The organism is Novosphingobium sp. TK71, assembly GCF_055361505.1.
Map to the genome: position 1 here is coordinate 330297 of NZ_JBSZKA010000001.1, position 26332 is coordinate 356628.

Annotated in this window: 27 protein-coding genes and 1 pseudogene; 14 read left to right on the forward strand and 14 right to left on the reverse strand. The window is 61.1% G+C overall.

The window, feature by feature from the left end:
* The first annotated feature begins 24 nt into the window (after positions 1 to 24).
* The 8 genes from ACXJ16_RS17920 (at position 25) to tnpC (ending at position 5795) form a co-directional block, all read left to right on the forward strand.
* On the forward strand, positions 25 to 585 hold the full coding sequence (locus ACXJ16_RS17920; RefSeq protein ID WP_463922922.1) for a lytic transglycosylase domain-containing protein: 561 nt from the start codon (positions 25 to 27) through the stop codon (positions 583 to 585).
* A complete protein-coding gene (locus tag ACXJ16_RS17925; protein WP_463922923.1) occupies positions 582 to 764 on the forward strand; it encodes a hypothetical protein in 183 nt (60 codons plus the stop codon). Before ACXJ16_RS17920 ends, ACXJ16_RS17925 begins: the two co-directional genes overlap by 4 nt.
* A gap of 36 nt (positions 765 to 800) precedes the next feature.
* Positions 801 to 1046, forward strand: coding sequence for a type II toxin-antitoxin system Phd/YefM family antitoxin (locus tag ACXJ16_RS17930; RefSeq protein WP_463923292.1), 246 nt, complete (start codon positions 801 to 803; stop codon positions 1044 to 1046).
* Positions 1043 to 1507 carry a PIN domain-containing protein gene (locus ACXJ16_RS17935; protein WP_463922924.1) on the forward strand — a complete coding sequence of 155 codons (465 nt, stop codon included), beginning with the start codon at positions 1043 to 1045 and terminating at the stop codon, positions 1505 to 1507. The genes ACXJ16_RS17930 and ACXJ16_RS17935 overlap by 4 nt, the downstream gene beginning before the upstream one ends.
* Positions 1504 to 3339, forward strand: coding sequence for a recombinase family protein (locus ACXJ16_RS17940; RefSeq protein ID WP_463922925.1), 1836 nt, complete (start codon positions 1504 to 1506; stop codon positions 3337 to 3339). The genes ACXJ16_RS17935 and ACXJ16_RS17940 overlap by 4 nt, the downstream gene beginning before the upstream one ends.
* Positions 3340 to 3372: 33 nt before the next feature.
* On the forward strand, positions 3373 to 3741 hold the full coding sequence (gene tnpA, locus ACXJ16_RS17945; RefSeq protein ID WP_454798499.1) for an IS66-like element accessory protein TnpA: 369 nt from the start codon (positions 3373 to 3375) through the stop codon (positions 3739 to 3741).
* Positions 3732 to 4079, forward strand: a complete 348-nt coding sequence (gene tnpB / locus ACXJ16_RS17950) for an IS66 family insertion sequence element accessory protein TnpB (RefSeq protein ID WP_142633893.1) — start codon at positions 3732 to 3734, stop codon at positions 4077 to 4079. Before tnpA ends, tnpB begins: the two co-directional genes overlap by 10 nt.
* 72 nt (positions 4080 to 4151) lie before the next feature.
* Positions 4152 to 5795, forward strand: a complete 1644-nt coding sequence (tnpC, locus tag ACXJ16_RS17955; RefSeq protein ID WP_463923293.1) for an IS66 family transposase — start codon at positions 4152 to 4154, stop codon at positions 5793 to 5795.
* Between the two features lie 174 nt (positions 5796 to 5969).
* Here tnpC and ACXJ16_RS17960 read toward each other — a convergent pair.
* From ACXJ16_RS17960 to ACXJ16_RS17975, 4 genes and pseudogenes are all read right to left on the reverse strand, one after another.
* Positions 5970 to 6200, reverse strand: a pseudogene (locus ACXJ16_RS17960) (SDR family NAD(P)-dependent oxidoreductase); the annotation flags it as partial.
* A 31-nt stretch (positions 6201 to 6231) separates the two neighbouring features.
* Positions 6232 to 7062 carry an alpha/beta fold hydrolase gene (locus ACXJ16_RS17965; protein WP_054436067.1) on the reverse strand — a complete coding sequence of 277 codons (831 nt, stop codon included), beginning with the start codon at positions 7060 to 7062 and terminating at the stop codon, positions 6232 to 6234.
* A gap of 58 nt (positions 7063 to 7120) precedes the next feature.
* Positions 7121 to 7840, reverse strand: a complete 720-nt coding sequence (locus ACXJ16_RS17970) for a hypothetical protein (RefSeq protein ID WP_463922926.1) — start codon at positions 7838 to 7840, stop codon at positions 7121 to 7123.
* 11 nt (positions 7841 to 7851) lie between these two features.
* Positions 7852 to 8676 (reverse strand): alpha/beta fold hydrolase, encoded by an 825-nt coding sequence (locus ACXJ16_RS17975; protein WP_054436069.1) that lies wholly within the window; start codon positions 8674 to 8676, stop codon positions 7852 to 7854.
* 148 nt (positions 8677 to 8824) lie between these two features.
* Here ACXJ16_RS17975 and ACXJ16_RS17980 point away from each other — a divergent pair, with 148 nt between their 5' ends.
* A complete protein-coding gene (locus tag ACXJ16_RS17980; protein WP_132470080.1) occupies positions 8825 to 9766 on the forward strand; it encodes a GlxA family transcriptional regulator in 942 nt (313 codons plus the stop codon).
* Positions 9767 to 9859: 93 nt separating this feature from the next.
* Here the strand turns inward: ACXJ16_RS17980 and ACXJ16_RS17985 are convergent, their stop codons facing one another.
* From ACXJ16_RS17985 to ACXJ16_RS18015, 7 genes are all read right to left on the reverse strand, one after another.
* Positions 9860 to 10891 carry a zinc-binding alcohol dehydrogenase family protein gene (locus tag ACXJ16_RS17985; RefSeq protein WP_463922927.1) on the reverse strand — a complete coding sequence of 344 codons (1032 nt, stop codon included), beginning with the start codon at positions 10889 to 10891 and terminating at the stop codon, positions 9860 to 9862.
* 64 nt (positions 10892 to 10955) lie between these two features.
* Positions 10956 to 11675 (reverse strand): hypothetical protein, encoded by a 720-nt coding sequence (locus tag ACXJ16_RS17990; protein WP_463922928.1) that lies wholly within the window; start codon positions 11673 to 11675, stop codon positions 10956 to 10958.
* 692 nt (positions 11676 to 12367) lie between these two features.
* Positions 12368 to 13240, reverse strand: coding sequence for a prenyltransferase/squalene oxidase repeat-containing protein (locus tag ACXJ16_RS17995; protein ID WP_443486866.1), 873 nt, complete (start codon positions 13238 to 13240; stop codon positions 12368 to 12370).
* Between the two features lie 345 nt (positions 13241 to 13585).
* On the reverse strand, positions 13586 to 14488 hold the full coding sequence (locus ACXJ16_RS18000; protein WP_463922929.1) for a dihydrodipicolinate synthase family protein: 903 nt from the start codon (positions 14486 to 14488) through the stop codon (positions 13586 to 13588).
* 18 nt (positions 14489 to 14506) lie between these two features.
* Positions 14507 to 15124 carry a LysE family translocator gene (locus ACXJ16_RS18005; protein WP_463922930.1) on the reverse strand — a complete coding sequence of 206 codons (618 nt, stop codon included), beginning with the start codon at positions 15122 to 15124 and terminating at the stop codon, positions 14507 to 14509.
* A gap of 1 nt (position 15125) precedes the next feature.
* Positions 15126 to 15446 carry a DMT family transporter gene (locus ACXJ16_RS18010; RefSeq protein ID WP_463922931.1) on the reverse strand — a complete coding sequence of 107 codons (321 nt, stop codon included), beginning with the start codon at positions 15444 to 15446 and terminating at the stop codon, positions 15126 to 15128.
* A 212-nt stretch (positions 15447 to 15658) separates the two neighbouring features.
* The gene (locus ACXJ16_RS18015) at positions 15659 to 16279 is read right to left on the reverse strand and encodes a LysE/ArgO family amino acid transporter (protein ID WP_463922932.1); all 621 of its coding nucleotides are present in this window, start codon (positions 16277 to 16279) and stop codon (positions 15659 to 15661) included.
* A gap of 73 nt (positions 16280 to 16352) precedes the next feature.
* Between ACXJ16_RS18015 and ACXJ16_RS18020 the strand changes: the two genes are divergently transcribed.
* Positions 16353 to 17243, forward strand: a complete 891-nt coding sequence (locus ACXJ16_RS18020) for a LysR family transcriptional regulator ArgP (RefSeq protein WP_463922933.1) — start codon at positions 16353 to 16355, stop codon at positions 17241 to 17243.
* Between the two features lie 162 nt (positions 17244 to 17405).
* Here ACXJ16_RS18020 and ACXJ16_RS18025 read toward each other — a convergent pair whose 3' ends face one another.
* On the reverse strand, positions 17406 to 18038 hold the full coding sequence (locus tag ACXJ16_RS18025; RefSeq protein ID WP_463922934.1) for a tyrosine-type recombinase/integrase: 633 nt from the start codon (positions 18036 to 18038) through the stop codon (positions 17406 to 17408).
* A gap of 422 nt (positions 18039 to 18460) precedes the next feature.
* Here ACXJ16_RS18025 and ACXJ16_RS18030 point away from each other — a divergent pair, with 422 nt between their 5' ends.
* The 3 genes from ACXJ16_RS18030 to ACXJ16_RS18040 all read left to right on the forward strand — a co-directional run bounded on the left by ACXJ16_RS18030 (position 18461) and on the right by ACXJ16_RS18040 (position 23667).
* Complete coding sequence (locus tag ACXJ16_RS18030) at positions 18461 to 19969, forward strand: ATPase domain-containing protein (protein WP_454797971.1); 1509 nt, start codon at positions 18461 to 18463, stop codon at positions 19967 to 19969.
* 1 nt (position 19970) lies between these two features.
* On the forward strand, positions 19971 to 22817 hold the full coding sequence (locus ACXJ16_RS18035; protein ID WP_463922935.1) for a PAS domain-containing protein: 2847 nt from the start codon (positions 19971 to 19973) through the stop codon (positions 22815 to 22817).
* 604 nt (positions 22818 to 23421) lie between these two features.
* Positions 23422 to 23667, forward strand: a complete 246-nt coding sequence (locus ACXJ16_RS18040) for a hypothetical protein (RefSeq protein WP_463922936.1) — start codon at positions 23422 to 23424, stop codon at positions 23665 to 23667.
* Positions 23668 to 23797: 130 nt separating this feature from the next.
* Here the strand turns inward: ACXJ16_RS18040 and ACXJ16_RS18045 are convergent, their stop codons facing one another.
* Together ACXJ16_RS18045 and ACXJ16_RS18050 are read right to left on the reverse strand one after the other, a co-directional pair.
* The gene (locus ACXJ16_RS18045) at positions 23798 to 24385 is read right to left on the reverse strand and encodes a hypothetical protein (protein WP_463922937.1); all 588 of its coding nucleotides are present in this window, start codon (positions 24383 to 24385) and stop codon (positions 23798 to 23800) included.
* A 102-nt stretch (positions 24386 to 24487) separates the two neighbouring features.
* Positions 24488 to 25549: an SDR family oxidoreductase gene (locus ACXJ16_RS18050; protein WP_463923294.1), complete on the reverse strand. Its 1062-nt coding sequence runs from the start codon at positions 25547 to 25549 to the stop codon at positions 24488 to 24490.
* A gap of 104 nt (positions 25550 to 25653) precedes the next feature.
* Between ACXJ16_RS18050 and ACXJ16_RS18055 the strand changes: the two genes are divergently transcribed.
* Positions 25654 to 26034, forward strand: coding sequence for a winged helix-turn-helix transcriptional regulator (locus ACXJ16_RS18055; RefSeq protein WP_463922938.1), 381 nt, complete (start codon positions 25654 to 25656; stop codon positions 26032 to 26034).
* Positions 26035 to 26332: the final 298 nt, after the last annotated feature.

Below are 26332 nucleotides of genomic sequence, written 5' to 3' on the forward strand. Positions count from 1 at the left end.
CGCTGGCGGCCGGGGCTCTATGGCTTGCCGGCGCTCGTAGCAGGCGTCGTCGTCCTGTCCGGTTCAGCTGCAGCAGCGTCTCCTCCGATCGGGCCTGCCGCCGCAGAACGTGAGATCGGCCGATGTATTCAATTCGCATCGGCGGGCAGATCATGGCTTGAAAAGACGCTTTGGGGCCTGCGTGATCAGGAAGCCGGATGGATCGGTGCCGAGGTTCCGAACCGCAACGGAACACATGACCTCGGGCCACTCCAGGTAAACAGCTCCTGGGTAGCCAGGTTGTCTGTTCTGGTCGACCGAGATCCCGGCCAAGTGCGCAACTGGCTGATCCACGATCCGTGCTTCAACGTGCAGGCCGCCAAGTGGCTGTTCCTTTCGGGGTTGCGCACAAGCGGCAGCTATTGGCAGGCTGTAGGCATCTATCACAGCCCGACACAGTGGCGGCAAGAACGCTATCGCAAAAACGTTGCACGGCGCCTGATTTCAAGGTTCGGGACGAATGTATTTTCACCCATGCCGCCGAGGCCCGCCTCTCAACGACCGGAAAACCGTTCCTCTCCCCTTGCTGAGGGGAAGCCGCAATGACCGGTTCAAACGGCGAGCCACAGGTATCGCGGAACCCTGCGGACGATCTGGACGAGCGGATTCTTCGCATAGCAGCCGCAATTGGCCGGCACCTTGCCAGAGAGGAGATGGCGCGGAAAGGGCGCGCAAATGGCGTGCCGGAAATCAGCGATCCCCCATTGGAAGAAAGAGATGATTGAGGTATAGTTCTAGCCGAAATAGCAGAGGGTTTGGATATGCGTGCCTGGCAACTTCAGGAAGCGAAAGACCAGCTCAGCGAAGTGATTGAAACGGCACAGGCCCGTGGACCTCAAATGATCACGCGCCATGGCCGACCTCGCGCGGTGCTGCTTTCTGCTGCGGACTATTCTGCCATGACGTCCCAAAGGCCGGACTTTCAGGAATGGTTGTTGGGCGGTCCCAAGGCGAACCTCGCGTTACCTGAGTCGACACTCCGCGCCATAGGGGAGGGAGAGGGTTGAAAGGCAATGAGAACTTCCTCCTGAGCACCGACGTGCTGGTCGAAACCCGAAGAATGCCGATGCATCCGAACGTCGAGCGGTTTCTGAAGGAAACGGAATCAAACAGGCTGTTTCTCAGTGTTCTCAGCTTGGGAGAACTGCGTCGGCGGGCAAGGGATCTCCGCGAGGCTGATCCCGAAGCAGCAGTCCGTTTCCAGGATTGGCTGGATGAGGCAAAGCACAGCTTCGAGGATAGGCTCCTGTCGGTCGACGCGGAGGCGGCAGACGCATGGAGCGCCTCAGGAAATGACGACGTTCATTCGGTCATCGCTTCGCTCGTTGCTGCGACGGCAGCGTCCAACAGTCTCATTCTCGTCACCCGCAATGCCAAAGAGGGCATAGGGATGAACATTCGGACTCTAAATCCTTGGCATGCAGCCTTCCGCACAAGGCCGGCACCCACGACCGGAGACGCATCTTGACCCGCACTGTGCTTTACGCCCGATACTCGACCGATATGCAAAGTCAGACCTCGATTGACGACCAGTTCGCCATTTGCCGCGATCAAGCAGTCCGGGAGGGATGGCGCATCATCGGAACCTATCAGGATGCAGCAATCTCTGGCGCCTCCGTAATTCTGAGGCCGGGAATTCAATCGCTGCTTCAGGACGCACAACTCGGCAAATTCGACACGATCCTTGCCGAAGCGCTCGATCGCATATCCAGAGATCAGGCTGATGTCGCGACTCTGTATAAGCACTTTCAGTTCGCTGGCGTGAAACTGATTACCATCGCAGAAGGCGAGATATCGGAGCTGCACGTAGGACTGAAGGGTACGATGAATGCCCTTTTTCTCAAGGATCTTGCGAAGAAAACGCACCGAGGGCTAAGGGGTCGGGTCGAGAAGGGCAAATCGGGCGGCGGTCTGTGTTACGGCTATAACGTGCTGAAGAGGGTCGATGCGAGCGGCGAACTGGTTCGCGGCGAGAGATCAATCAACGAGGCGGAAGCTCTCGTCGTCCAACGGATCTTCCGAGAGTTCTCCAATGGCAAGAGCCCCCGCGCGATCGCGTGCGACCTAAATCACGATAACGTCCCCGGCCCATTCGGCAAACAGTGGTCGGATACGACAATCAGAGGACATGCGGCGCGCAAGACCGGCATCCTCCACAATGAACTCTACATCGGCGTGCTGGTCTGGAATCGGCAGAGATTCATCAAGAACCCGTCGACGGGAAAGCGGGTCTCCAGGCCCAACCCTGAATCCGAATGGATCAGGAAGGATGTGCCGGAAATGCGCATCCTGACTGACGAGCTGTGGCAGGCGGCGCGTCAACGCGCGGAAGAAATTGGCGAGCGTTATAAGGCCGTGGCGGATGGAATTCGCGCATCCAAAGGAAAACGGCTTCGCAACCTGCATCGGCCGGTCTTCCTGTTCTCGGGTATGATCGAGTGCGGCGTTTGCGGCGGGAACTGCACGATCATCGTCAACGATCGATACGGCTGCAACAACCACTTCCGAAAGGGCATGTGCAGCAACAATCGAACGATCCGGCGTGAGATGCTGGAGAAACGTGCGCTTCATGGAATATCGGAGCGCCTCGTCTCTGCGGACGCAGTGAAGCAGGCCGTGGCCAGTTACATCGAGCAAATCAATTCCGCCAACCGGGAGCAACGCGCTCAGGCGGAACTGGACCGCCGTAGTTTAGACAAGGTCGAACGCGCGATCGCAGGGATTCTCTCTGCGATCGAGGATGGCATGTATCAGCCATCCATGAAGGCCCGATTGAGCGATCTGGAACAGCAGCGTGATGAACTGCAACATCGACACGTTGAACATTCGGTAGTGGTCCCGGACATCCATCCGAACGTCGCAGAGCTATACCGGCGGCGCGTTGCATATCTGATAGAGGCTCTGAAAGACCCAGCGCTGCGGGATGAGGTGGCCCAGGATATTCGATCAATCGTTGGGAAAATCATCATATCGCCCGGCCCTGACCGAGGACAGGTTTACGCGGAGTTGTGCGGGCAACTCATGGGAATTCTCAATGCTGTAAGCAAGGAAGGCGGGGGAGGGGGCCAATTATACCAACGGGGACTGCGCCCTCCCGCAACCAACGTCGGTATAACTCCGGGATCCAAAGTTATACCAACAGGGGAAGCCAGCCCCCGCAACCAACACTTACAATCAAAACAGCATCTTAAGGCAATCGTCGAAATCGGCGAGGGCTCCGATGTGCCTAGCACAACGCTAGCACATTTGTACCCATCCGGTGGCTCGCGCCTTGTCGATGAGGTAAGCGACCGGTCTTAAGTACGCTCTTAAGAGTGCGCTTAGGAGCGGTCGATGGGTCAGATGACAGTGTTTTCCGGGCCTGAGCGGCGTCGCCGTTGGAGCGACGAGGAACGGCTGAAGATCCTGAGCGAGGCCTTCGCGCCCGGGGCCTGCGTCGCCGAGGTCGCACGGCGACGTGATGTGTCGACTGCGCTGGTCTACACGTGGCGGCGTAAGCTGCGCGATGCTCACTCCGAGCCCGAACCGGACGATTTGGCGGCTCCCGGTTTCGCCGCGGCCGTGATGATCGAAGATATCGACGTCGCTCCTTCCGGCTTGCAGCCCGCGATCGTCATCGACCTGGCGCGCGGCAAGCGGATCAGCATTTTTGCCTCGGCTTCGCCGGCGCTGGTGGCCTCGGCGTTGAAGGCATTGCGATGATTCCCTCAGGCGCCCGTGTGTGGATCGCGATGGGGCACACGGATATGCGCAAGGGGATGCAGGGACTCGCTTTGCTGGTCCAACAGGGCCTCAAGCGCGATCCCCATGGCGGCGATCTGTTCGTGTTCCGCGGGCGGGCCGGATCTCTGGTGAAGCTGATCTGGCACGACGGGATCGGTATGTCGCTCTACGCCAAGCGGCTCGAGAAGGGACGCTTTGTCTGGCCATCGGCGAAGGACGGGATGGTGTCGCTGACAGCTTCGCAACTCGCCTGCCTGCTCGACGGGATCGACTGGCGCAACCCGCAGTATTCCTGGCGTCCGCAGAGCGCTGGATAGGGACGTCGTTTTCTTCTCCAGCGGAGCATTTTGCGCTTCATTTGGGTGGGTTTCTGTGATTCCATCGCGGTCATGGAAGCCGTCGTTTCGCCCCTTCCTGACGATATTGAAGCGCTCAAGGCGCTGCTGGCGAGTGCGACCCAGCGGGCCGATGAGGCCGAAGCCAAGCTCGCCAATGCCCATGCCCGGGAGAGCGCCACCGAGGCGGTGATCGCGCACCTCAAGCTACAGATCGCCAAGCTCAGACGCGAGCAGTACGGTGCCAGCGCCGAGCGCACCCGCCGCCTGCTCGACCAAATGGAACTGCAGCTCGAAGATCTCGAAGCCGACGCCGCCGAGGACGATCTTGCTGCCGAGGTTGCGGCCGAGAAGACCGCTACCGTCACCGCCTTCGAACGCAAGCGGCCGGCCAGGAAGCCGTTTCCCGAACACCTGCCGCGCGAGCGGGTCATCGTGCCGGCGCCGTGCTCTTGCCCGGCCTGTGGCGGCAGCAGGCTGTCCAAGCTGGGCGAGGACGTCACCGAGACGCTTGAGGTAATCCCGCGCGCCTGGAAGGTCGTCCAGACCGTGCGCGAGAAGTTCTCCTGCCGGGACTGCGAGACGATCACACAGCCGCCGGCGCCCTTCCACGTCGTACCGCGTGGCTGGGCTGGCCCCAGCTTCCTCGCCATGCTGCTGTTCGAGAAGTACGGCCAGCACCAGCCCCTCAACCGCCAGGCCGAGCGCTTCGCCCGCGAAGGCGTGCCGCTGAGCACCTCGACGCTTGCCGACCAGGTCGGTGCCGCCGCCTTTGCGCTGACGCCGCTGTATCGCCTCATCGAGGCGCACGTCCTCGCTGCCGAGCGATTGCATGGCGACGATACGACCGTGCCCGTCATGGCCAAGGTGAAGACCGATACGGCCAGACTCTGGGTCTACGTGCGCGATGACCGACCGTTCGCCGGCGCCGATCCGCCCGCAGCGCTGTTCCACTACTCGCGCGATCGGCGCGGAGATCATCCAAGAGCGCATCTATCGTCGTGGTCAGGGATCCTGCAGGCCGATGCCTATGGTGGTTACGGCGAGCTCTATGCTCCCGGACGCATGCCTGCGCCCGTGCTCGAGGCCGGCTGCTTTGCCCACGCGCGGCGCAAGTTCTTCGAACTGGCCGACGTTGCCAGTGCGGCCCGCAAGAAGAGCCGCGGCAAGCATGCTGGCATGATCTACCCGATCGCGATCGAGGCCGTGCAGCGGATCGATGCTCTGTTCGATATCGAGCGCGGCATCAATGGCAAGGATGCTACCGAGCGGCTCGCTGTGCGCCAGGAACTGAGTGCGCCTCTTATTGCCGAACTGCATGCCTGGCTCACCACCCAGTTCGCCAGGCTGTCGCGCAACCACGACCTAGCCAAGGCCATCAACTACATGCTGCGCCGCTGGGACGCCTTCACTCGCTTCCTTGAGGACGGCCAGGTCTGCCTGACCAACAATGCCGCCGAACGCGCCCTGCGCTGCGTGCCGCTCGGACGGAAGGCCTGGCTGTTCTGCGGATCCGATCGCGGCGGCCAGCGCGCAGCAATCCTCTACACCCTGATCCAGACCGCCCGGCTGAACGATGTCGATCCGCAGGCCTGGCTCGCCGATGTGCTCGCTCGCATTGCCGAGCATCCGGCCCGCCAACTCGACGAGTTGCTGCCCTGGAAGTGGCAGCCCAACCAGCGATCCATTATCGCCTAGTCAGAGCTGTGCGGCGGCCTTCACCGGATGGTTACGCACATTTGCGCAGTTTTGCGATTTGTAAGACATTCCGGCCCAGGCTCCCCTTGCAGCACTGGCGGTTTGTCATGCAGAGGCACGAGATCTTAGGCGGAAAGGTCCAGGTTTACCGGCGCATCGACGGTCGCCGACGGCGAGGCGCTGCTCGATCTTGGTGACGTCACTGTCCAGCGTGAGGTCTGCCGGGATAATTTCGACGGCGACTCCGTTTTCGCTGCGGAGCCGCTCGCCTAGCTGCGCCATGCGCGCGAAATCGCACGCAACGAGGACGAGGTCGTGACCACGCTTCGCGAGACGGTCGGCATAGACTGCGCCAATCCCGGCCGATGCCCCGGTAACGAGAGCGACGCCCTTGGAACTGGTCATGAGATTTCTCCATTTCGATGAGGGCGATCGTTCAGCCCTGGATGAAGGCGAGCAGGTCGGGGTTGAGCACATCAGAGTGCGTGGTCAGCATGCCGTGGGGATACCCCTTGTAAACCTTGAGCTGACCATGCCTCAACAGCCTGATCGACAGCTCCGCGGCGGCCGCAATCGGCACGACCTGGTCATCATCGCCATGCATCACCAGCGTAGGCACATCGATCGCCCGGAGATCCTGCGTGAAGTCGGTCTCGGAAAAGACGGCGATGCAGTCGTAATGTGCCTTGGCTCCGCCGATCATGCCCTGCCGCCACCAGTTCTGGATCGTGCCCGGATAGAGTTTCGCGCCCGGACGGTTGAAGCCGTAAAAGGGACCGCTCGCCACATCGAGATAAAACTGCGCTCGGTTGGCGGCGAGCGCCTCGCGGAAACCGTCGAACACCGCCATCGGGGTGCCGCTCGGATTCTTCTCGGACTGCACCATGATCGGCGGCACCGCACCGACGAGCACCGCCTTGGCGACACGGCCAGGCTTGGCGCGGGCGACATAGCGCGCTGCCTCGCCGCCGCCGGTCGAATGGCCGATATGGACTGCGTCCTTGAGATCGAGATGGTCGGTGAGCGCCACGACATCGGCGACATAGGTGTCCATGTCATTGCCGGTGTCGGTCTGGGTCGAGCGGCCATGCCCACGCCGGTCATGGGCGATCACGCGATAGCCGTGGGACAGGAAGAACAGCATCTGTGCGTCCCAGTCATCCGCACTGAGCGGCCAGCCATGGTGGAAGACGATCGGCTGTGCGTGCGTGGGACCCCAGTCCTTGTAGAAAATCTCGGTGCCGTCCGCGAGTTTGAGAGTGGGCATGAAAGAAACTCCAGTTTCGAATGTGTCGGATGATGGCGGGTCGCCTTGGCGAGCAGCGTCACTCAAATCGATAATCCGAAAGATCCACCCCGACGATGAGGGGCTTGGCGGCGGGTGTGTTGTCCGGATTGCGCGGATAAACCCGAAACTTGGAGGGCAGCACGATACCCTCGACCACTACTGGTTCGAGAAGATAGCGCGCTGCCGCGTTATCGCCCTGGATCTCGACCTCATAGTCGTGGCGACGCACCAGGCCATCTGGACCGATGTATAAGGTCTGCTCGCTGCTGTGGGTGGCGATGGTCGCGGGAAAGGTCACCCGCAGGCGGCGCCAGGTTTCGCCTTGCTCCAACCAGGGCGCAATCTCCTCCGCCACGACGCCCGGCTGCGCGAGGATGAAGGGCGAGGTCAGGTAGGTCCACATCGTATAGCCCGAGAAATAGGCGAGTTGCGGATCGCTCCAATGCGTCTCCATCGCGAATCCCGCAAAGCTTGCACGCGGCTGCGTGAGCCTCTCGATCACATCGCCTTCCGGCGTCTCGATCGTCACCTCGTCCGGCGTGAAACGCGATCGGTTATGCGTCGGGTGGAACGGCCAGTGGGAGACCTCCTCCTTTCGCAGGTTCACCCGCACATCGGCGTGGGTAAGCGTGTCCGGCCGGCCCTTCAGATCCCAGAGAATGCCGAACTGGTGGAGCCTGGCTGTCAGGAAGGAAAACCGCCGGAACCGCTCAAGGCCACCATGAGCTTCGATCACCTGCTGCTGAAGATCGCGCATCTGTTTTCTCCTCACGCGTCCAGAAAGGTTCGGCAATGGGCGACGAACGTCTCGGGGTATTGGAACAGCGCGCCATGGCCAGAGTCCGGATAAAGGACGAGTTGCGCGTTCTTCATCGCCTTGAACATGGTGTAGGCATTGATGCTGGGAAACATCGTGTCGTCGCTGCCATGTACGATGAGCGCGGGGTGCCCGATGGCGCGCAGCGCCATATCGCCTTCATCCCTCGCGGCGCACCAGCCGATTATCGCCTTCGCCTGCGGCTCGCTGACATCGTCACCGCTGTCCGGGTCACGGTCCTGCGTGCGCGCGGTTGCCCGGGTGACGAATGCCTTGCCCGCGCGCTGACTTTCTTCGGAGGGCGTGAAGAACAAGGGCAGGCGCACATCCGGCGCGTCCTTCGCAAACGCGTCCTCCACGACGGCGAGCAGATGTTCCTCGCCGCCTCGCGGCGCCGCGCCGGCGATGATGATCTTGCGGATCAATCCGGGGTGCTGCCCGGCGAGGACCTGAGCGAGCATGCCGCCGAGGGAGAAGCCGAGAAGATCGACCTTGGAGAGGCCAAGCCCGCGTATGAACGTCTCGGCATCCGCCGCCATCTGCTCCACGCTGTCGGGTGTTGTTCCCGTCGAGGTGCCGATGCCGCGGTTGTCGAAGACGATGACGGGCCGCGTCTCGGCGAGACTGTTAACAACGGCCGGGTCCCAGGCATCCATCGTCCCGGTAAAATGCTGCATCAGAACGAGCGGCGTTCCGGCGGTGGAGCCGAGGCGCCGGTAAGCGTAGCGTACGCCGTCGGCGTCGAGATGATCGGTCCTTGCGGTTTCGAGTGACATGCGGTTTCCTGTGACTGACAACTGAGGGATGGCTATCAGGGGCGTTGCGGCGCCGACAGGACGCAGATGCCATCATTCCGGCCATGGGCATGGCGAGCCACCGCCGAAGCACCTATTTTCCGGCGGAGACAAAGTTTTCGGAGAAAGCATGAAGATCGGCCTCGTCCTGTGCCCCGGTTTCCAACCCGTCTGCTTCGGAGCCGTCGCGGCGTTCGACGTGGCCAATAAGCAAGCCGGCAAGACGCTCTACGACATGCGCGTGCTCTCGGAGGAAGGCGGACTGGTCGCCTCCACATCCGGCATGCAGGTCATGACGGAAGCGCTCGATGACACGCCCTACGACACGCTGATCGTCGCTGCGGGCCTGGAGATTCCAACATCCTCGCCGGGTCTCGTTCGTCTCCTTCGCGCCGCCGCGCTTGACGCCCGCCGCGTCGCGGCGATCTGCCTCGGCTCGTTCATCCTCGGAGACGCCGGCCTGTTGAACGGCCGGCGCGCCACGACGCACTGGCGTTACGCCCAGACTCTGCAGGACCGGTTTCCGGGCTGCCAGGTCGACATGGACAAGATCTACGTCGCGGACGGCCCGATCTGGACATCGGCCGGCATGACGGCGGGAACCGACCTCGTCGTCGGCCTTATCGAGCGCGACCATGGAGTCGAGGTCGCCCGCTCGGTCGCGAAGGGCATGGTGATGTACCATCGCCGCCCGGGCGGACAGTCGCAGCATTCCACATTGCTTGACCTCGGCGCCAACGAGGACAGGGTCCAGCGCGCGCTGAACTTCGCCCGACAGAACCTCGCCCAAAGCCTGACGATCGACGATCTTGCCGAGGCGGCCTGCCTCAGCTCGCGACAGTTCACGCGGCTCTTTCGCGCGGAAACCGGCACGACGCCGGCCAAGGCGATCGAGGCGCTGCGACTCGAGGCCGCGAAGCTGATGCTGGAGCAGAGCCGGTTGCCGATCGAGGTCATCGCCCGCGAGGTGGGATTTGCCAATCGGGAGCGGATGCGTATCGCGTTTGCGCGAGTGCATGGCGAGGTTCCGAGGGCGATTCGCAATGATGCCGGGCCGCTCGCCGCCCTCTAGCCCCCCGTGCCGAGAAGTACCGATTCCAGTGCGCGATGGACGTGCCCGCAGCCTTGGCTACTATCTGCGCCATTCGGGCGGCACTTTTTCCCGTCAGCCCGCGCCGGGGGCCGGCCAGCCTGCGAGCACGATCTTGCCCTTCGCACGTCCGCTTTCGATCAGGGCATGGGCGCGGCGCAGGTTTTCGGCCGAGATGGTCCCGAAAATGTCAGCCAGGGTGGTCTTCAGCGTTCCGGCATCGACCCGCCTCGACACCTCGTCGAGCAGCGCCCCTTGCTTCGCGATGTCGGCCGTAGCGAACATCGAACGAGTGAACATAAACTCCCAGTGCGTTGACACGCTCTTCACCTTGAATAGCGACACGTCCAGCGACGCTGGGTCATCGATCAGGGCGAAACGGCCCTGCGGCGCGATGAGCTTAGCGATCTCAACAAGATGTTGATCGGTGTTGGTGGTCGAGAACACGAAAGCCGGCTGTCCGATCCCAAGCCGTTCGATTTCCGCCGAGAGCGGCTTTGAATGGTCGATGACATGGTGCGCGCCGAGGCCGCGGCTCCATTCGGCTGTTTCCGGGCGCGAAGCCGTCGTGATAACCGTGATATCGGTGAGCTTGCGGGCGAGCTGCGTCGTGATCGATCCAACTCCGCCGGCGCCGCCGATGATCAGGAGCGCGTTCGCGGCGCCCGGCACGGCCTTGCGGATGTCGAGCCGGTCGAACAGGACCTCCCAGGCCGTGATGGCGGTTAGCGGCAGGGCGGCGGCCTCCGCGAAGCTAAGCGAGGCGGGCTTTTTGCCAACGATCCGCTCATCCACCAGGTGGAGTTCGGCGTTCGTTCCCGTACGGCCAAGCGCCCCGGCGTAGAACACGGTGTCGCCCGGCGCGAATAGGGTCGCTTCCGGCCCTACCGCCTCGACGGTGCCGGCGGCATCCCAGCCGAGCACCTTCCAGGACTCCGGTTCCGCCGGAGGCCGCATCCGCATCTTGGTGTCAACCGGGTTCACGGATATGGCTTCGATCCGCACGAGAATGTCTCGACCTACAGGGTCTGGCCGTGGCAGATCGATGTCCGCGAGGGAGGCTGGATCGCTGACCGGAAGGGAGGAGCGGAAACCGATAGCTTTCATAACTGTATACCTTGATCGAAGGGGCATGCACAGGGTCAGCCCCGCACTGTGCCAGAGCCGGCGGCTAGCCGAGGCGGATGTTTGAGAGGTCGATCGAGACGACGAGCGGATCGGTGCCGAAGCTGCCGTCCGGCTGGCGGGCATAGATCCGGCGCTTCGTCGGGAATTTGATACCCGAGACTTCCGCATAGTCTTCTATGGTGTGAGCGCCGGGCGTGTTGCCGGCAATCTCGACATCGTAGTCGTGGCGCTTCAACAGTCCCTCAACGTCGAAATAGAGCGTCTGCACGGTGCTATGCGTTGCGATTTCCGCAGGAAATCGTACTGCCAGGCGGCGCCAGTCGCCGTCGTCGGTCGGCCAGGGCTCCAGTTCCTCTGTCTCGGTTCCCGGCCAGGCGAGCAGGAACGGCATGTTCAGATAGGTCCACATGGCGCAACCGGCGAAATAGGCGAGTTGCAACTCCGTCCACGGTGTTTGCAACGTATGGCCGGCAAAGCTTGCCCGCGGATTGAGCAGTTCTTCGAGCATTGTTCCGTCCTCAGCCTCCAGGGCGACGCGGCCCGGCTCGAAGCGAGAGCGTCGATTGTCGGCGCCGAAGGGTGCGTGCGAAGCCCACTGCTTCTTGAGGCCGACCGTGACGGTCGTCCGCTCGAGCGTCTGTGGCTGTCCCTTCAGCGGCCACAAAACGCCGCCCTGCACGAGATCGACAGAGACCTGCCCGAACTGCTGCCAACGCTCGAGGCCTCCATGCGCTTCGATGGCAAGGTCTTTAAGTCGTGTCATGATCTGCTCCCGGCGGACCTCGCGATAGCGAGGCTTCTGCTGCTAAAAGCTAGGCGGTCGATTGCGCCTGCTGAACGACTTAAATGCCTTGATTCAGGCCGCGGGCTTTGAACTGGCGAGGTCTTGTGTGCAAGGGAGCAGACTGGAGCCAGCGCCGATGCAATCAGACGGAGCGCGCAACATCTCAAGGAAACGGCCCAGTCTGATTGGAAAGAGCGAAAGGCTCGGTTGAAAGTTATGCTGCGATGAGCGAGCCAGGAAGCATCTGGTTACAGCGTAGAAACGGCGGTTCTCTATCCCGCTTGGTGTCATGCGGCAATCGGCGGGCCTGGCGGGCCAATAACGCTGCCGACAAACAGGTGATTTCCGGCATGGCCGGTTTGGGGAACGCGCCCTTGGACCTTGAGCGACTGCCTTGGGCGCGTCGCAGCCGGTTCCACCGTAGACCCTTCTCGGACTCTCAGCGGTCATTTTTCGAGCCCCAGTTGCGGACCGGCAGCTTAGCAATTCTGGGTGCCTTGAACGGGCCGATTGCGGACTGACTGCTTTGCGGCGGAAGGGCGCGAGTAGCTGATCGTCCGGTATCGTATTAATTACGGGCGCTTCCGAAATAGTGGGCATTCATTGCAAAAGTACTTTTTATCGCAACGACCTTGAAACGGCCGGCTTTGGTTGAAGTGTGCCGTTGGAATCTATCGACGCATTGCCAGTGCGGCCATGCCGGTCGCTTCGTCGGTCATGAAGAGGTAGGCGTCGGTACCAGGCTTGCGATCCTTATTGATCGACTTTGCCGTTACAGAGCCGTCCTTGTTCTGATGAGCAGCCAGCCAAGTCTGCGCCTTCATGAGCGCCGCCGCGCTGTTCACTCCTCCTACCTCACGCAGAATTGCGGCAAGAATCGCGGTGGCATATCCGTCACTCTCTTCCGGCAGATTGGAGCCGTCGATCCTCTGCCAGGTTGATAGGCTTGGTAAATTCCATCCGCCGTCCGCTCGCTGGGATGCGACTAATTCAGAAATCACTTTGCTTCGCTGATCCGGCGACAATACGCCGCCAAGCTGGTTGTCAGCCCACAGGATAAGCGCGCGGGAATAAAGCGAGCCGGCGATGCCTGTTCGCAGATAGGCACGCAATGCTTCAATCTGCGGAGCAACCGCCGGATCGGCGGCATACCCGTCCGGCGCACGCGCTACAGCCAGCGCGGCCAAAGTAGCTCCCCAATAGGTCGCTGTCGGGGATTCGAAAGGTTCCAGCCGGAAGTTGAGCCAGGTGAAGCCGCCCTTCTGATCGCCTGCCTTCATTTGCACGCCCCACATGTTGGCGAAAGCCTGTCGCGTGTCGGGTCCAAGGTGACCGCGTTCCTGATCGCGTGTCGCCAGTATCAGCGCATTGAGAACGGCCTCGACGCCGCGAGATTCTGCCGACTTAGGTACGCCGCGTGTCTGGTCTGGATAGAACGGCTCTACCTCATCCCAGAGATAGACTCGCTTCACCACATCATCAAACATTGCCATCTCATCGACGCTTTGGCGTTGCTTGCCTGACGGGTTGCGGAGCGATGGCATAGCAAGGACATGCGGCAAGGAGGTGTGGCAAGATACACAGCGTGTGCCATGGTCCCGCTCAGCCTTGGGCCATTGACGCCACCAAGTGAGGCGATTGTCCAGATAGGCTGCTGCAGCGGTACCATTCCAGGTCGACTTCTGTGTGGGCAAGGCGTCTCCACGCGCGACTATCACCACGGCTAGGAGAGCGGCTGAAGAAATGAGCGGCCAGCGTGTCATGCAGCATTCCTGACGATGAGAGGAAAAGGATAATGTCGATGCGCACGGGCGCTATGCGTCATTCGACGTAATCCGCTCAATGGAGCTTGGTCTTCAACCCTTGCTATCTGCAAGGCTGTGCATGGTTCAGCTGGCAATCAAATTCATGCTATCGATGGCAGCCGGTAGCTCGGCTAACTGGTCCTTGCCGACATAGGCTTGCACCGGCATCGGGGCCGTCCCGACTTCAAGGTCGAGGATTTCTGCAATCCCATAGATGGTACGCAAGCTGCCGTACCTTTCGAAGATCGCCCACATCGGTGCGCAGAGCGCCTGCAACCTTTTGGTTTCGGCAGCATCGCCAACCATTGCAGCTGTGGTCAAGCGGACCGCCGGCTCCGGCAGCACACCCGCAACGACGCTGTGCCAGGCATCGGCGCCTGCCATGAATGCCGGCGCAGCACACCAGTCGCCGCTATAGCCAATCCTGAAATCCTCCGGCACGCGGATGCGAAGCTCTTCGATTTCGGAAGCATAAGCTTCGTCATCGAGCGGCGGCATCTTCACCCCGGCGATGTTCGGCACGTGGGCGAGCTCGACGATCAGGTCGTGCGAGAACTTGAAATTCGTCGTGCCCGGATTGTTGTAGATGCACAGCGGCATATCAGTCGCAGCGGCGACTGCTTTGAAGTGATGCTCGACCTCCCTGGCGGATAGCTGCGCGTAGGACATCGGCGCAAGCAAGAGTCCGCTGGCCCCGGCACTCTGGGCTGCAACGGCAAGTTCGCAGGACCAACTGGTTCGCAACGCTCCGACCCCTGCGACCACAGGCACACGGCCGGCAGCCGCTTCAACCGCAGCCGAGACAGCGCGATTGCGCTGATCCCGGTCAAGATAGGCATAAGTCCCCGTGCTACCGAGAACGCTTACCGAATTGACGCCTGCACCCGCAAGGCGATCGACAAGAACGCCCAGCGCATCGGTATCGACAATGCCGTCCACGTTCGCCGGCGTCGGCGGGAAAGCGGAAAGACCCGTGAAAACCGTCATCTCTGTTTATCCAATCCTCTATCGGCTGAAAAGCAGGCGTGCGCCGGCGCCGGCGAAAACGATACTGAGCGTCCCGTCGATCCAGCGTCGAGCTCTGGCATAGCCTTTGACCATCGGTGCCGTCGAAAACAGCGCGGCGTAGCCGAAGAAGATGAGCATTCCGAGAAGAACACAGCCGCCGAACGCCAAGGCCAGATGCTCTGCCGAAGCATGTGCTCCAACGCCGAGTGACATCAGGGCAACCCAGGCGAGGATCGCCTTCGGATTTCCAACGTGCATGAGCACGCCGCGCCGGAACACGGCACCCAGATTGTCCTCTCCTGCTGAAACCATCAGCGGCGCCGCATCCTTTTGCATGGCGCACCGGGCGGACTTGAAGGCAAGCCACAGCAGGTAAAGACCGCCGGCGATCTTCAGGATGGTAAGTGCCTGTGCGTAGCGAATGACCAGGGCTGCAAGGCCGGTGACGGCGATCAAGCCCCATGCGAACGACATCGTCACCACGCCGGCGGCCATGGCTGCAGCGGGCCTGCGTCCGTGACGCATGGCGATCCCCATGATGCCCATTGTGCTAGGACCAGGGCTGCCTGCCGTCAGGACATAGGCGCCGTAGACGAGGACCAGATCTTTCCACATGCTACGCGGTCGCGAAGAACTTGGTGCCGACGACGCCGACAACGACGAGAGATATGAAGACTATCTGCACCGGATTCAAACGCTCCCCGAACAGGACAACGCCCATGACGGCGACGCCGACCGCGCCAAGACCGGTCCATACCGCATAGGCGGTACCTGCCGGAAGTGTCCGCATGGCGAAAGCCAACAGGCCCATGTTAACGAAATTCAGGATGATGGGGAGGGACGCCGACGTCCAGTTTCCCTGCGTTGCCGTCCATTTCATACTGAGCGCCCATGCGATCTCGGTAACCACTGCGATCCCGAGTACGATCCATGCCATGGCCTATCGTCTTCCCGTTGCAATCATCCCCGAGCGCCGATCGTCCTGCTCCCACGGGGATGCGTAACCGTGCTTCACCGCAACCTCGGATATTGAGAGCAGCCAATGCCGGATCGATGCCACCGGTGACGGCATGCGGTTGTCGGCCGGCGCGGTGCCTGGATGCCGGGGCTGCAAAGGTCTGCGCATGTCCTGCCTCGTCATCAGTGGGGTCATAAGAAAATCCTTCCAGTCAGAGATGCCGCCAGGGTCAGCATGACGATACCAACGATGGCATCGAGGACCTTCCAGGCCGCAGGCCGGGCGAAGAGCGGGGTCAGGATGCGCGCGCCGTAACCAAGCGCTGCGAACCAGGTAATGCTCGCCGTCGCAGCACCGGCGACGAAGACAGGACGCAAGGCCGGTGCGTGCGCAGACCCCGCTGCCCCCATCAGCAGCACAGTATCTAGATAGACGTGCGGATTGAGGAACGTGAACGCGGCCGTCGCCCCCAGTGCGCTGCCCAACGTTAGCTTGCCTTGTGCCGATACCGCCATGGCTTCGGGTGCCATCATTCGCTGAAATGCCTTGAGGCCGTACCACGCAAGGAATGCGGCGCCGCCAAGCGTGAGAACCAACGTCAACTGGGGCATCGCGCCAAGCAGCGCCCCCACACCGCCGACACCGGCGGCAATTAGGATAGCATCGGCGCAGCCGCAGAACAGGACGATTGGTCCGACGTGCTCACGCTTCAGCCCCTGTCGCAGGACGAACAGGTTCTGGGCACCGATTGCCATGATCAATGCGGCCGACATTGCAAAGCCGGTGACGAAGGTGGGCAGGACGTTGGTCATGGACCAGCCTATGCCTGTACGCAGCGATTCAGGGAAACTTGTTCTTCTACATCTGATGAAGTACAGCTAAATCATGCTCGACTATCCCGCACTGGCCGCCATCGCTACCGTTGTGCGTGAAGGAAGCTTCGAGCGGGCGGCCGAACGACTGGGCGTTACCCCCTCGGCGGTGTCCCAGCGAATTCGCGCTCTGGAGGAGCGGCTAGGCAGCATCGTGATTGTGCGGGGGCAACCGTGCCTCCCAACCGAACTCGGGCGCAAGCTTTGTGCCCATGTAGACATGGTGCAGTTGCTGGAGGCCGACCTTGCTCCGGTGTTGTCGTTCGCAGTTGGTCGAACAGAAAAGCCGGTCACGCTGAAGCTCGCTGTAAATTCCGACAGCATGGCGACGTGGTTCCCGGAAGCCGCAGCGAAATTCTCTCATGCCACGGGTTACCTTCTCGAGTTTATCATTGAGGACGAGGCCCACACTGCGGACCGCTTGCGCTCCGGCGAGGTCATCGCTGCAGTCTCTGACGACCCAGGGACGGTCCAGGGCTGCAAGACGATTGAGCTTGGCAACCTTCAGTACTTGGCTTGCTGCAGCCCGGAATTCGCTGATCAGCACTTTCCCAACGGCGTCACTGCAGAGGCCCTCCAGAATGCTCCTTGCCTGCGGTTCGAACGCAGGGACGGCCTCCAGGCGCGATGGGTGCGTGAGAATTTCAAGATCGGACTGGACGCGCCGATGCACTGGGTGCCGTCAAGCATCGGGTTCTTGAACTTTGGATTGTCCGGCCTGGGATGGGGCATGCATCCAGCCATGATTGCAGAGGCCAAGATTGCTGAGGGCCAACTCGTCGAGCTGGCGCCAGGGCATCCGCTTGAGGTGAAGCTGTACTGGACGGTCACAAGACTACATGCTTCCGCCCTGCGCACGTTTACCGAGGCGGTACGCAGCGTTGCTAAGAAGACCCTGATCTGAATTCGACGGGCGCACAAGCGGCCGCTCACCTCTCCGTCGCTTCCGCGCTGAAGGTCGGCTTCCAGCATCGTCAAATCGATCCGTGAATGGCTGGAATGGGCGCAGAGCTGCCGCCACGCTGTAAGCCTTGGGTCCTTGCAGCGGCAAGGACCCAAGGCAGTTTCAGATTTCAGTGCCCTCTGCGAGGGTCAAAGCGTCCTCCACGTCCACGCCGAGGTATCTGACCGTGCTTTCGATCTTCGTGTGCCCAAGCAAAATCTGGACGGCGCGGAGATTTCCAGTCGCCTTGTAGATGATCGACGCCTTGGTTCGGCGAAGAGAGTGGGTGCCATAATCTTCGCCAGGAAGTCCGATCCCCGTGACCCATTCGTCGACAAGGCGAGCATATTGCCTGGTGCTAATGTGGGCCGCGTGATCGGTGCGGCTAGGAAATGCAAAATCCTCCAAGGACCCACCTCTCAGTTCCAGCCATTTGAGCAGGCTAGCGCGGGCATCAGTCATCAGTTCAAACTGAACCGGTCTGCCGGTCTTTTGCTGTACGACCGTAGCCCGTGTTCGAATTTTCCCATCACAAACGATATCGCTGATCCTGATCTTCACCAGGTCGCATCCGCGAAGCTTGCTGTCGATCGCTAGGTCAAAGAGGGCCCGGTCGCGGACCCGCCCATGCTGGTCGAGAAAGAAGCGGATCGCCCATATCTGACGGGGCTTGAGCGCTCGCTTTGCTCCAACCTTACGCCCAGCGTTCCAAGATACCCGCTCGCGAGCGGCGGGATCAAACTCTGACAATCCCATGACACATCTCCTGGGGCCGTGACGGCCATAGGTAGAACGCTTCAGGAGAGGCCGACCCTTTCCGGCCGCTCAGCGGCCAAATTTGGCTTCCCAACTGCAGACCGTCCGCTAATCCGGCAGGCGCCGACCAAGATGGGTCGTTCGCCGGTCGCGCCTTTAATGACGGCCTCCGACAAAAGCTTCCGCTCGGTCGTCGTAAAACTGTTTCGCAGCAATGCGCCTCAAGTCCGGACATTTCGGCACGAGCTATCCGAGGCCCGCAAACGGACAGACCAGGGCAAAGACGGGCGTCGTACGGGCCGAAGGCGTTACCACGAACGAAGTTATGATCGCTTCCGCTCGCCGATGACGCTATCATATTGGTTTGATCCAACCTTCGGCGGCCGAGTCTGCGCGTGGGCGGCTGCAAAGGAGGAGCGAGTGTGGCGCCCAACAATAAAGAGACCGGATTAGCTTCGACCGGCACAAGCGGCCTGGATCATATTCTTAACGGCGGCCTCACGCCCGAGCGCATGTACCTAGTGGAAGGCACACCAGGCACGGGCAAGACGACGCTGGCAATGCGCTTCCTGCTTGCCGGCGCCGCTGTGGGAGAGCCCGTCCTCTACATCACGTTGGCGGAAACCGAAGTCGAACTACGCGCCGTCGGCGACGCGCATGGCTGGTCACTGGATGGTGTTGACCTCTTCGAGATGGTTCCGCCGGACGGTTTCGGCGAGGATCAGGAGCAGACGCTGCTTCACCCTAGCGAGGTTGAACTCGGAGAAACGGTCCGCGATATCATGGCAAAGGTGGACAAGATCCGTCCTGCCCGCCTCGTCCTTGACAGCCTTTCCGAACTGCGATTGCTGGCGCAGAGCCCTATCCGCTATCGCCGTCAAATCCTCGCTCTCAAGCACTTCTTCTCGACGCGTGCCTGCACGGTGCTCGTCCTCGACGATAAGGGCGCGAGCGGGAATGACCTCCAACTACATAGTATCGCCCATGGCGTGATCTCGCTTGAGCAGACGTTGGCGAGTTTCGGCGCTCAGCGGCGTCGCCTGAATGTCGTGAAGATGCGCCAGCGACAGTTCAGGGGTGGCTACCACGATTTCGAGATCGAGCGGGGCGGGTTGTGTGTGTACCCGCGGCTGGTCGCTGCGGACCACACCACCCAGCAAAGCGGTGAACCTGTCTCGACCGGCTCGCCTGAGCTGGATACCCTGCTCGGCGGCGGTCTTGTGCCTGGAACCGCCACGCTGTTTTCGGGACCCGCTGGAGTCGGCAAGACGACAGCTTCGATCCAATGTATTGAGGCGGCGCTAAAGCGCGGCGAGAAAGCTTCCTACTTTCTGTTCGATGAGCGCGCGTCGACGCTGCTCACGCGGAGCGCTGCGCTCGGTCTAGACCTTCAGCCGCACATCGACAGCGGCCTGCTTGAACTGCGTGCCATCGACCCGGCCGAGATGTCGCCGGGCGAGTTCGCTAGTCGCATTCAGGAAGCGGTTGAGAGCGGGGCGAGTATGATCGCGATCGACAGTCTCAACGCTTACCTCCAGGCTATGCCCAACGAGCAGTTTCTCATTATCCAGATGCACGAGATGCTGAGCTATCTCGGACAAAAGGGTATCGTTAGCCTTCTTATCCTCGGCCTCCACGGCATCGCTGGCGACATTCGGACGGACGTGGATCTCAGCTACCTCTCCGATACGGTCGTCCAGTTGCGCTACTTCGAGGCGTTGGGCGAGGTCCGCCAAGCCATCTCGGTGATTAAAACGAGGACGGCGCGGCACGAAAGGACGATCCGGGAGTTTCAAATCAGCAGCGACGGGCTGCGATTGGGTGAGCCACTAGACAGGTTCCAAGGCGTTCTGACGGGCGTGCCCACTTTCTCTGGCACGCGGGATACGTTGATGGCTAGTCAGATCGATCCGGAAAATCCACGCGGTTGACATGCACAAGCGAGTTCTGATCCTCGCTCCCCGCGGTCGGGACGCTGCCATCGCTGCCGAGCTCCTGGCACGACACGGCATCGACGCACAGATTTGCTCTGATCAGTCCCACCTCGTTGAAATGCTCGAACAAGGCGCGGGCACAATTCTGATCACGGAAGAGGCGTTGGCGACGTCGCCGCTTTCCGAACTCGCCTCGTGGGTTGCAGCACAGCCTGCATGGTCGGACGTCCCCTTCGTGGTGCTGGCCAACGGATCACGCTCGCCGCGGTCGATATCCGCTACCGATCGCCTTGCAGAGCTCGGCAATGTCGTATTGCTGGAGCGTCCTCTTCATGCGGAGGCGATGCTCGGGGCGATACGCTCGTCCCTCAAGGCCCGAGACCGTCAATACCAGTTGCGCGACACAACCGCGCAGCTTCGGGAAAGCGAGGAAAGGCTCCGACTGGCGGTCGAGAACGCCGAGATCGGCTTTTGGGATGTGGATGTTGTCAACGACCGCTTGATCTGGCCGGCACGTACCAAGGCGATGTTTGGTATCTCACCGGACGTTCCGGTCACAATGGCCGACTTCTATAATGGCCTACATCCCGACGATCGCGAAGCGACGAGCTTGGCCTACGCTACCGCCGCCGACCCGGCCACGCGTGCCTTGTATGACGTCGAATATCGCACGATCGGGAAGGAAGACGGCGTCGAGCGTTGGGTCGCTGCCAAAGGCCGTGGTGTGTTTGACGCAGCAGGCCGTTGTCTTCGCGTCGCAGGTAGCGTGCTGGAGATCACCGAGCGAAAGGCGGCCGAGATCCGGCGCGTGGCTCTGGTCGACTTCGCTGAGGCACTGAAGGATGTACAGGAGCCGGCCGGCATCGCCAGTGCCGCCGCGCGCATCTTAGGTGAGACGCTGCGCGTTACGCGCGTCGGGTACGGCGCGATAGACCATTACGCCGAAACGCTGCACGTCGATCGTGACTGGACGGCACCTGGGGTCGAGAGCCTCGCCGGGATTACTCCGCTGAGGGATTATGGCTCCTTTATCGACAGCCTCAAACGCGGCGAGTTCACAGTAATAGCCGATGCTCGGTCTGATCCGCGGACTTCCGGCGCCGCCGCCGACGCGCTGGAAGCCAAGTCCACACGTTCCTTCGTGAACGCGCCTGTCTTGGAGCTCGGACGGCTCGCGGCGGTGTTCTTCGTCAACGACGGGAAAGTGCGGAACTGGAGCGATGCCGACCTTGCGCTTATCCGCGAGTTCGCGGAGCGCACGCGCAGCGCCGTCGAGCGAGCCCGGGGCGAGCAGGCACTCCGTGATAGCGAGGCGCGCCTGCGCGAGCTAAACGAAACACTTGAGCTACAGGTCGAAGCGCGTGTGGCGGAGCGCGATCGACTGTGGAACCTGTCGCAGGATATGCTCGCCCGGGCCGACTATGGCGGCATGATGTCAGCGGTAAGTCCCGCTTGGACGCAAGTCCTGGGCTGGTCTGAGCGCGAATTGCTCTTAAACGGCTATGCCACTTTCATGCATCCGGACGATGCTCCACCCACACTGGCGGCAATCGAAAATATGCGGGGTACGGGGCAGCCTACACGTTTTGAAAACCGCATCAGCACACGCGATGGCGGGTGGAAGCCAATCGAGTGGACTGTGGCGCCCGAACCCGATGGTGTGAACTTTATCGCGATCGGCCGCGATCTCAGCCACGCAAAGGCGCGGGAGGCGGAGCTGGCCCGCGCCCAGGACGCGCTGCGCCAGAGCCAGAAGATGGAAGCGATGGGGCAGCTCACCGGTGGCGTTGCCCACGACTTCAACAATCTTCTGACGCCGATCGTCGGTTCTCTCGACATGCTTCAGCGCAGGGGGATAGGTAGCGAACGTGAGCAGCGACTCATCGCTGGCGCGGCCCAATCAGCGGAACGCGCCCGGATACTTGTTCAGCGATTATTGGCGTTTGCACGGCGTCAGCCACTCCAGGCCGTGTCTGTCGACGTGGCGGCGCTCGTCGCCGGAATGGGTGACTTGGTCGAGAGCACTACGGGGCCACAGATCAGGGTTGTCGTGGATGTCGCCGAAGACCTGCCACCGGCCCGAGCGGACCCGAACCAATTGGAAATGGCGCTTTTGAACCTTTCGGTGAACGCACGCGATGCGATGCCGGACGGGGGTACGCTGCGAATAACGGCGAGCACGGAGACTGTAGACGGCGACCATCGATCGCAGCTCTCTAGCGGAACCTATATTCGCCTTTCAGTCGCCGATACGGGTATGGGGATGGATGAGGCGACGCTCGCCCGCGCAATCGAGCCATTCTTCTCAACCAAGGGCATCGGCCAAGGCACTGGCCTCGGCCTGTCATCGGTGCACGGTCTGGCTTCCCAGCTGGGTGGAGCGCTGACAATTCAAAGCCAACCGGGAATGGGCACCACTGTCGAGCTATGGCTCCCCGTCAGCAACGAGGACACGAATCTGCCGTCGAACGTAAGCCGGTTTGAAGAAGAAGGATCGGACCGCGGAGTAGCCCTCCTTGTCGATGACGAAGAGTTGGTGCGAATGAGCACCGCCGACATGCTCGCCGATCTCGGCTTCGCCGTGATCGAAGCGAGTTCTGCTGATGAGGCGGTGCGAATGCTGGAACGTGATCAGGCATTCGATGTCATCGTTACCGATCACCTCATGCCGGGCATGACGGGGACCGAGCTTGCCCGCCATGTGCAACGCATCCGCCCTGGACTTCCTGTTCTCTTAGTGTCCGGCTATGCCGAAACGGCCGGCGTCGATGCGGATCGCCCAAGGTTGACGAAGCCGTTTCGTAAAGATGAATTGGCCACGACGCTCCTGGCGTTGTTGCACTGAGCAGTCAGCTCCTCATAATACCTGCGCGCGGCGCTCAGGCTGACTCTCATTCATTGCCCGGCTGATTGTCCGTTCTTGCCGCTCTGTTCGGCCGCTTGTGATAAGAAGGCCGTAATCGGATCGGAGCCGAACGACCGCGCCTTGTCGACAATTGCCGCTTGAAGGGCAGTCGCTTACGGCAGCTGTGCCGACCTTCGCCGGAAAGCGGGCTGGCAGCAAGCGGCCAAGCTTTGTTGCGACGCGTATCGGCGGGGCAGGCGCAGTATGTTCGCTCCGGAGCAAACTTGCCATCCAGCCTTTCGCTCGCGAATGTCAGAAAAGTCCCAGGCCCTGTCCATCATTGTCGACCAGCTCAAGACATTCAGAGTGGTCGATGCGAGCGTCGGCTTTCGCTGAAACCCGCCATACGGGTCTGACAAATCGGCCGGTCGGCTTCGCGCCCGTTTTCGCCATTCCGGGCGGGGAGCGCCGCGCTCGAAAGCCGTACGTCCGGTGCTCGCCGCTCGGGAAGAAATGCAGCCTGATTGGACACGCTCCATTGCGGACCTTGGTTTCTGGCAACGAGGCGCTAGCGTAGACCGAATCGGAGGTGGATGTGCCCAAGTTGAACAAGCCGCGCTTAAGTGCTCAACCAGACGAAGCATCTGCCCGCCAGTTTCTGATTGAACATGAATTTGACCCCTCCGAGATCAAGGAAGTTATCCATTTTTCAGACGGCTCGATGTCCATCATCCTGCACCGTGGCGAGGGCATGTGGCACCACGGTTTTGAGTTCGATCCTGCACTCACGACTGATCTCGCGCTGGCATTCAAGGCAGTTGGCATCCGCGTTGAGCGCAGTTCAGGCTGATAGACTTTAAGGCCTACTTTCCACCCATCGTCGCCGCTAAGGCTACGGATTTGGGCTGCCTGAAAACGGACGGGCGGCTTTACCTCGCCAAGCGATGCGATCGGCGCCCCGAAAAGGCGATGAGGGGTGGCTAATTGTCACTCGCTTCGCTCAGGCCGCCGAATATTTCTCGGTGCCAAATCATCGTATTGTCACGTAGCCATACCGTGTTTTCAGGCGTCTCGAATTTAGCAAGCTGGGCCATGTTAACGCCGTACCTGCGGCAGAATCCGATGATCTCGAACATATCATCATCTGTTGGTAACCGGTTTAGGTTGATGAATAAATCCCTCACTTCGCCACGGTAATCCGCGACAAAGGCCATGCGGTCCAGCCACTCAAAAAAGGCTCTTTCGTCGGCGTCATGATAATAAAGCACGTCAGTCGCGATGATTTGAAGAGGCTCGGTCATGCTAACTTGGTGCCAGTGCAACTCAAGCGAAGCAAGGTCCGCAATGGGGCGTCTGCCGACTGGCAGGAAAACTCCTTTGCCGACGATGCGCCACACCGAAGGCGACGGGCAGCTATCTGCCAATCTGGGCCAGTAAGCCGTCGTTCCGCAATCGGCCAGCGTTGCCCGTTCCCTGCAGCTACTTGCTGTCTCTTGGAACGTCTGGTGTTCGGCTGAAAGCCGCCATTTCGACGCCTGCCTGGGAATGGCGGCAATGTCCCAATCCAAGGCGTTGCGAGGCCGACGAAGCCGACCCTTATAAAACATTCAGCCAGCGATTTTGGTTACTAAGGTGCGGAACGTCCGCTCATCTCTCCCACATGTACAGGATCACGGGATGAGGCGATCCGCGCGAAGCCGTTCAAATAGCGCGTAAAAGGCCTCATCCGTCGACTGATATGCCATAAAGCCGAGCCGCCGGCTTTTTGACATGTCCGTCACGACCTCGATCGGTCGGCCGAGATCAGCATCGGTGTGCCAGGGCGATGCGAGGCGCGACAAATCCGGCTCAATCAGACCCTCCCGCTCGGATATCGCCCGCCAGATCTCGGCATGATCCGCCATCTGCTCTGCCAATGGCCGAACGGTTCCATGAAAGGGCTCTACCTCGATGCCGAACCAGTCTGCTATCCGGCTCCACATCCACTGCCAGCGGAATACATCGCCATCGACTACGTTGAAGTCTTCGTTATGGGCAGCTTCGGTCTCCGTCGCCCACAGCAGATGACGCGCCAGCTGCCCGGCGTCAGTCATGTCGGTCAGGCCGTTCCATTGGGCCGCCGAGCCCGGGAAGATGAATGGCTGCCCCGTATCCCGGCATAAGGACGCATAGACCGCGAGGGTCGTCCCCATGTTCATCGCGTTTCCCACCGCCTTGCCGATGACCGTATGGGGGCGATGAACACTCCAGGTGAAACCATCGCGCTGCGCCGCCGCGAACAGTTCGTCTTCCTGAGCATAGTAGAAGTTCTCGACATCGAGCCGACCTTGCTCTTCACGAAAGGGCGTCTGAGGCAGGGTGCCCTTACCGTATGCCTCGAACGGCCCCAGGTAATGTTTGAGCCCGGTGACCAGCGCGACGTGGCGAGAGCCTGAGGCCTTCGGCAAGCCCGCCAGCAGGTTGCGAACCATAGCGCCATTCACCCGGATGTTTTCCGCCTCGCTGTCCTGGCGTAACCATGTGGTGATGAAGACCGCCTCGGGGTCGATTTGCGCGAGTGCCGCAGAGGTAGCCTGCGCATCCTGCAGGTCGGCAAGGATGGGCAGCACGCCGTCCTGCTCGACCGGGCGCCGGGACAGCCCATAAACCGTCCAGCCCTGCTCGACCAGCAATGCGGCCGTCGCGCTTCCCACTATGCCGCTCGCGCCAACTACCAACGCCGTCTTCGCCATGATCGTCACCTTCGTCTCGTTCAAGAGCAACTCAACTAGGCACGATGCGCTTTTGGTTCTAGACGGCACCAAATAGGTCACTAGGCACCAAAAGGTAACCAGTCATGCTCCCCGGTACCGCTGAAGAAGAATGGCGCGAGGACTGCGCCCCGCGCCGGGTCCTGTCGCTTTTCGCAACCAAATGGACCAGCATGGTGCTGCACACCCTGCATGCGCGCCATGGTGGCGCTTGCCGCACTGGTGCCTTGCAGCGAAGCCTTCCCGGCATCTCAAAAAAGATGCTGACGCAAACTCTGCGCGATATGGAAGAAATCGGCTTGATCAGCCGTCATGTCCAAAGCGATATTCCGCCGGCGGTCGAATACCGCCTGACCGCGCTGGGCATGCGTTTCGTTGAGCCGGTCGAATTGCTCTATGCATGGGGGCGCGATAATCCCGATGCGCTCGATCAGCTTGGCACCAGACCAACGAGCCGACGAAACTGACATCTTCAACTAAGGATTGACCGAGGTCGCGATTGTGGCCGCGGATCAGAGGTCATCGTGGTGCGACAGGTCATCTTCCTTGCCAGGACCGCGGAACACCTTTGCTGTGCGGTTCAAGCGAGACGTCGGCATACGACCCTCCCTGGCCACTCAAGCGCCAATCTTGCGCTCCCAGGAGCGGTCTGTTTGCTATGTCGATATCTGTCTCCCAACACGCGCTGTTCCGATGGGATAGCGGCATGCCCGCTTCCGCCGGAACCGACCATTCCCAACGCCCATGTTTGGCGGGCTGGTGAGT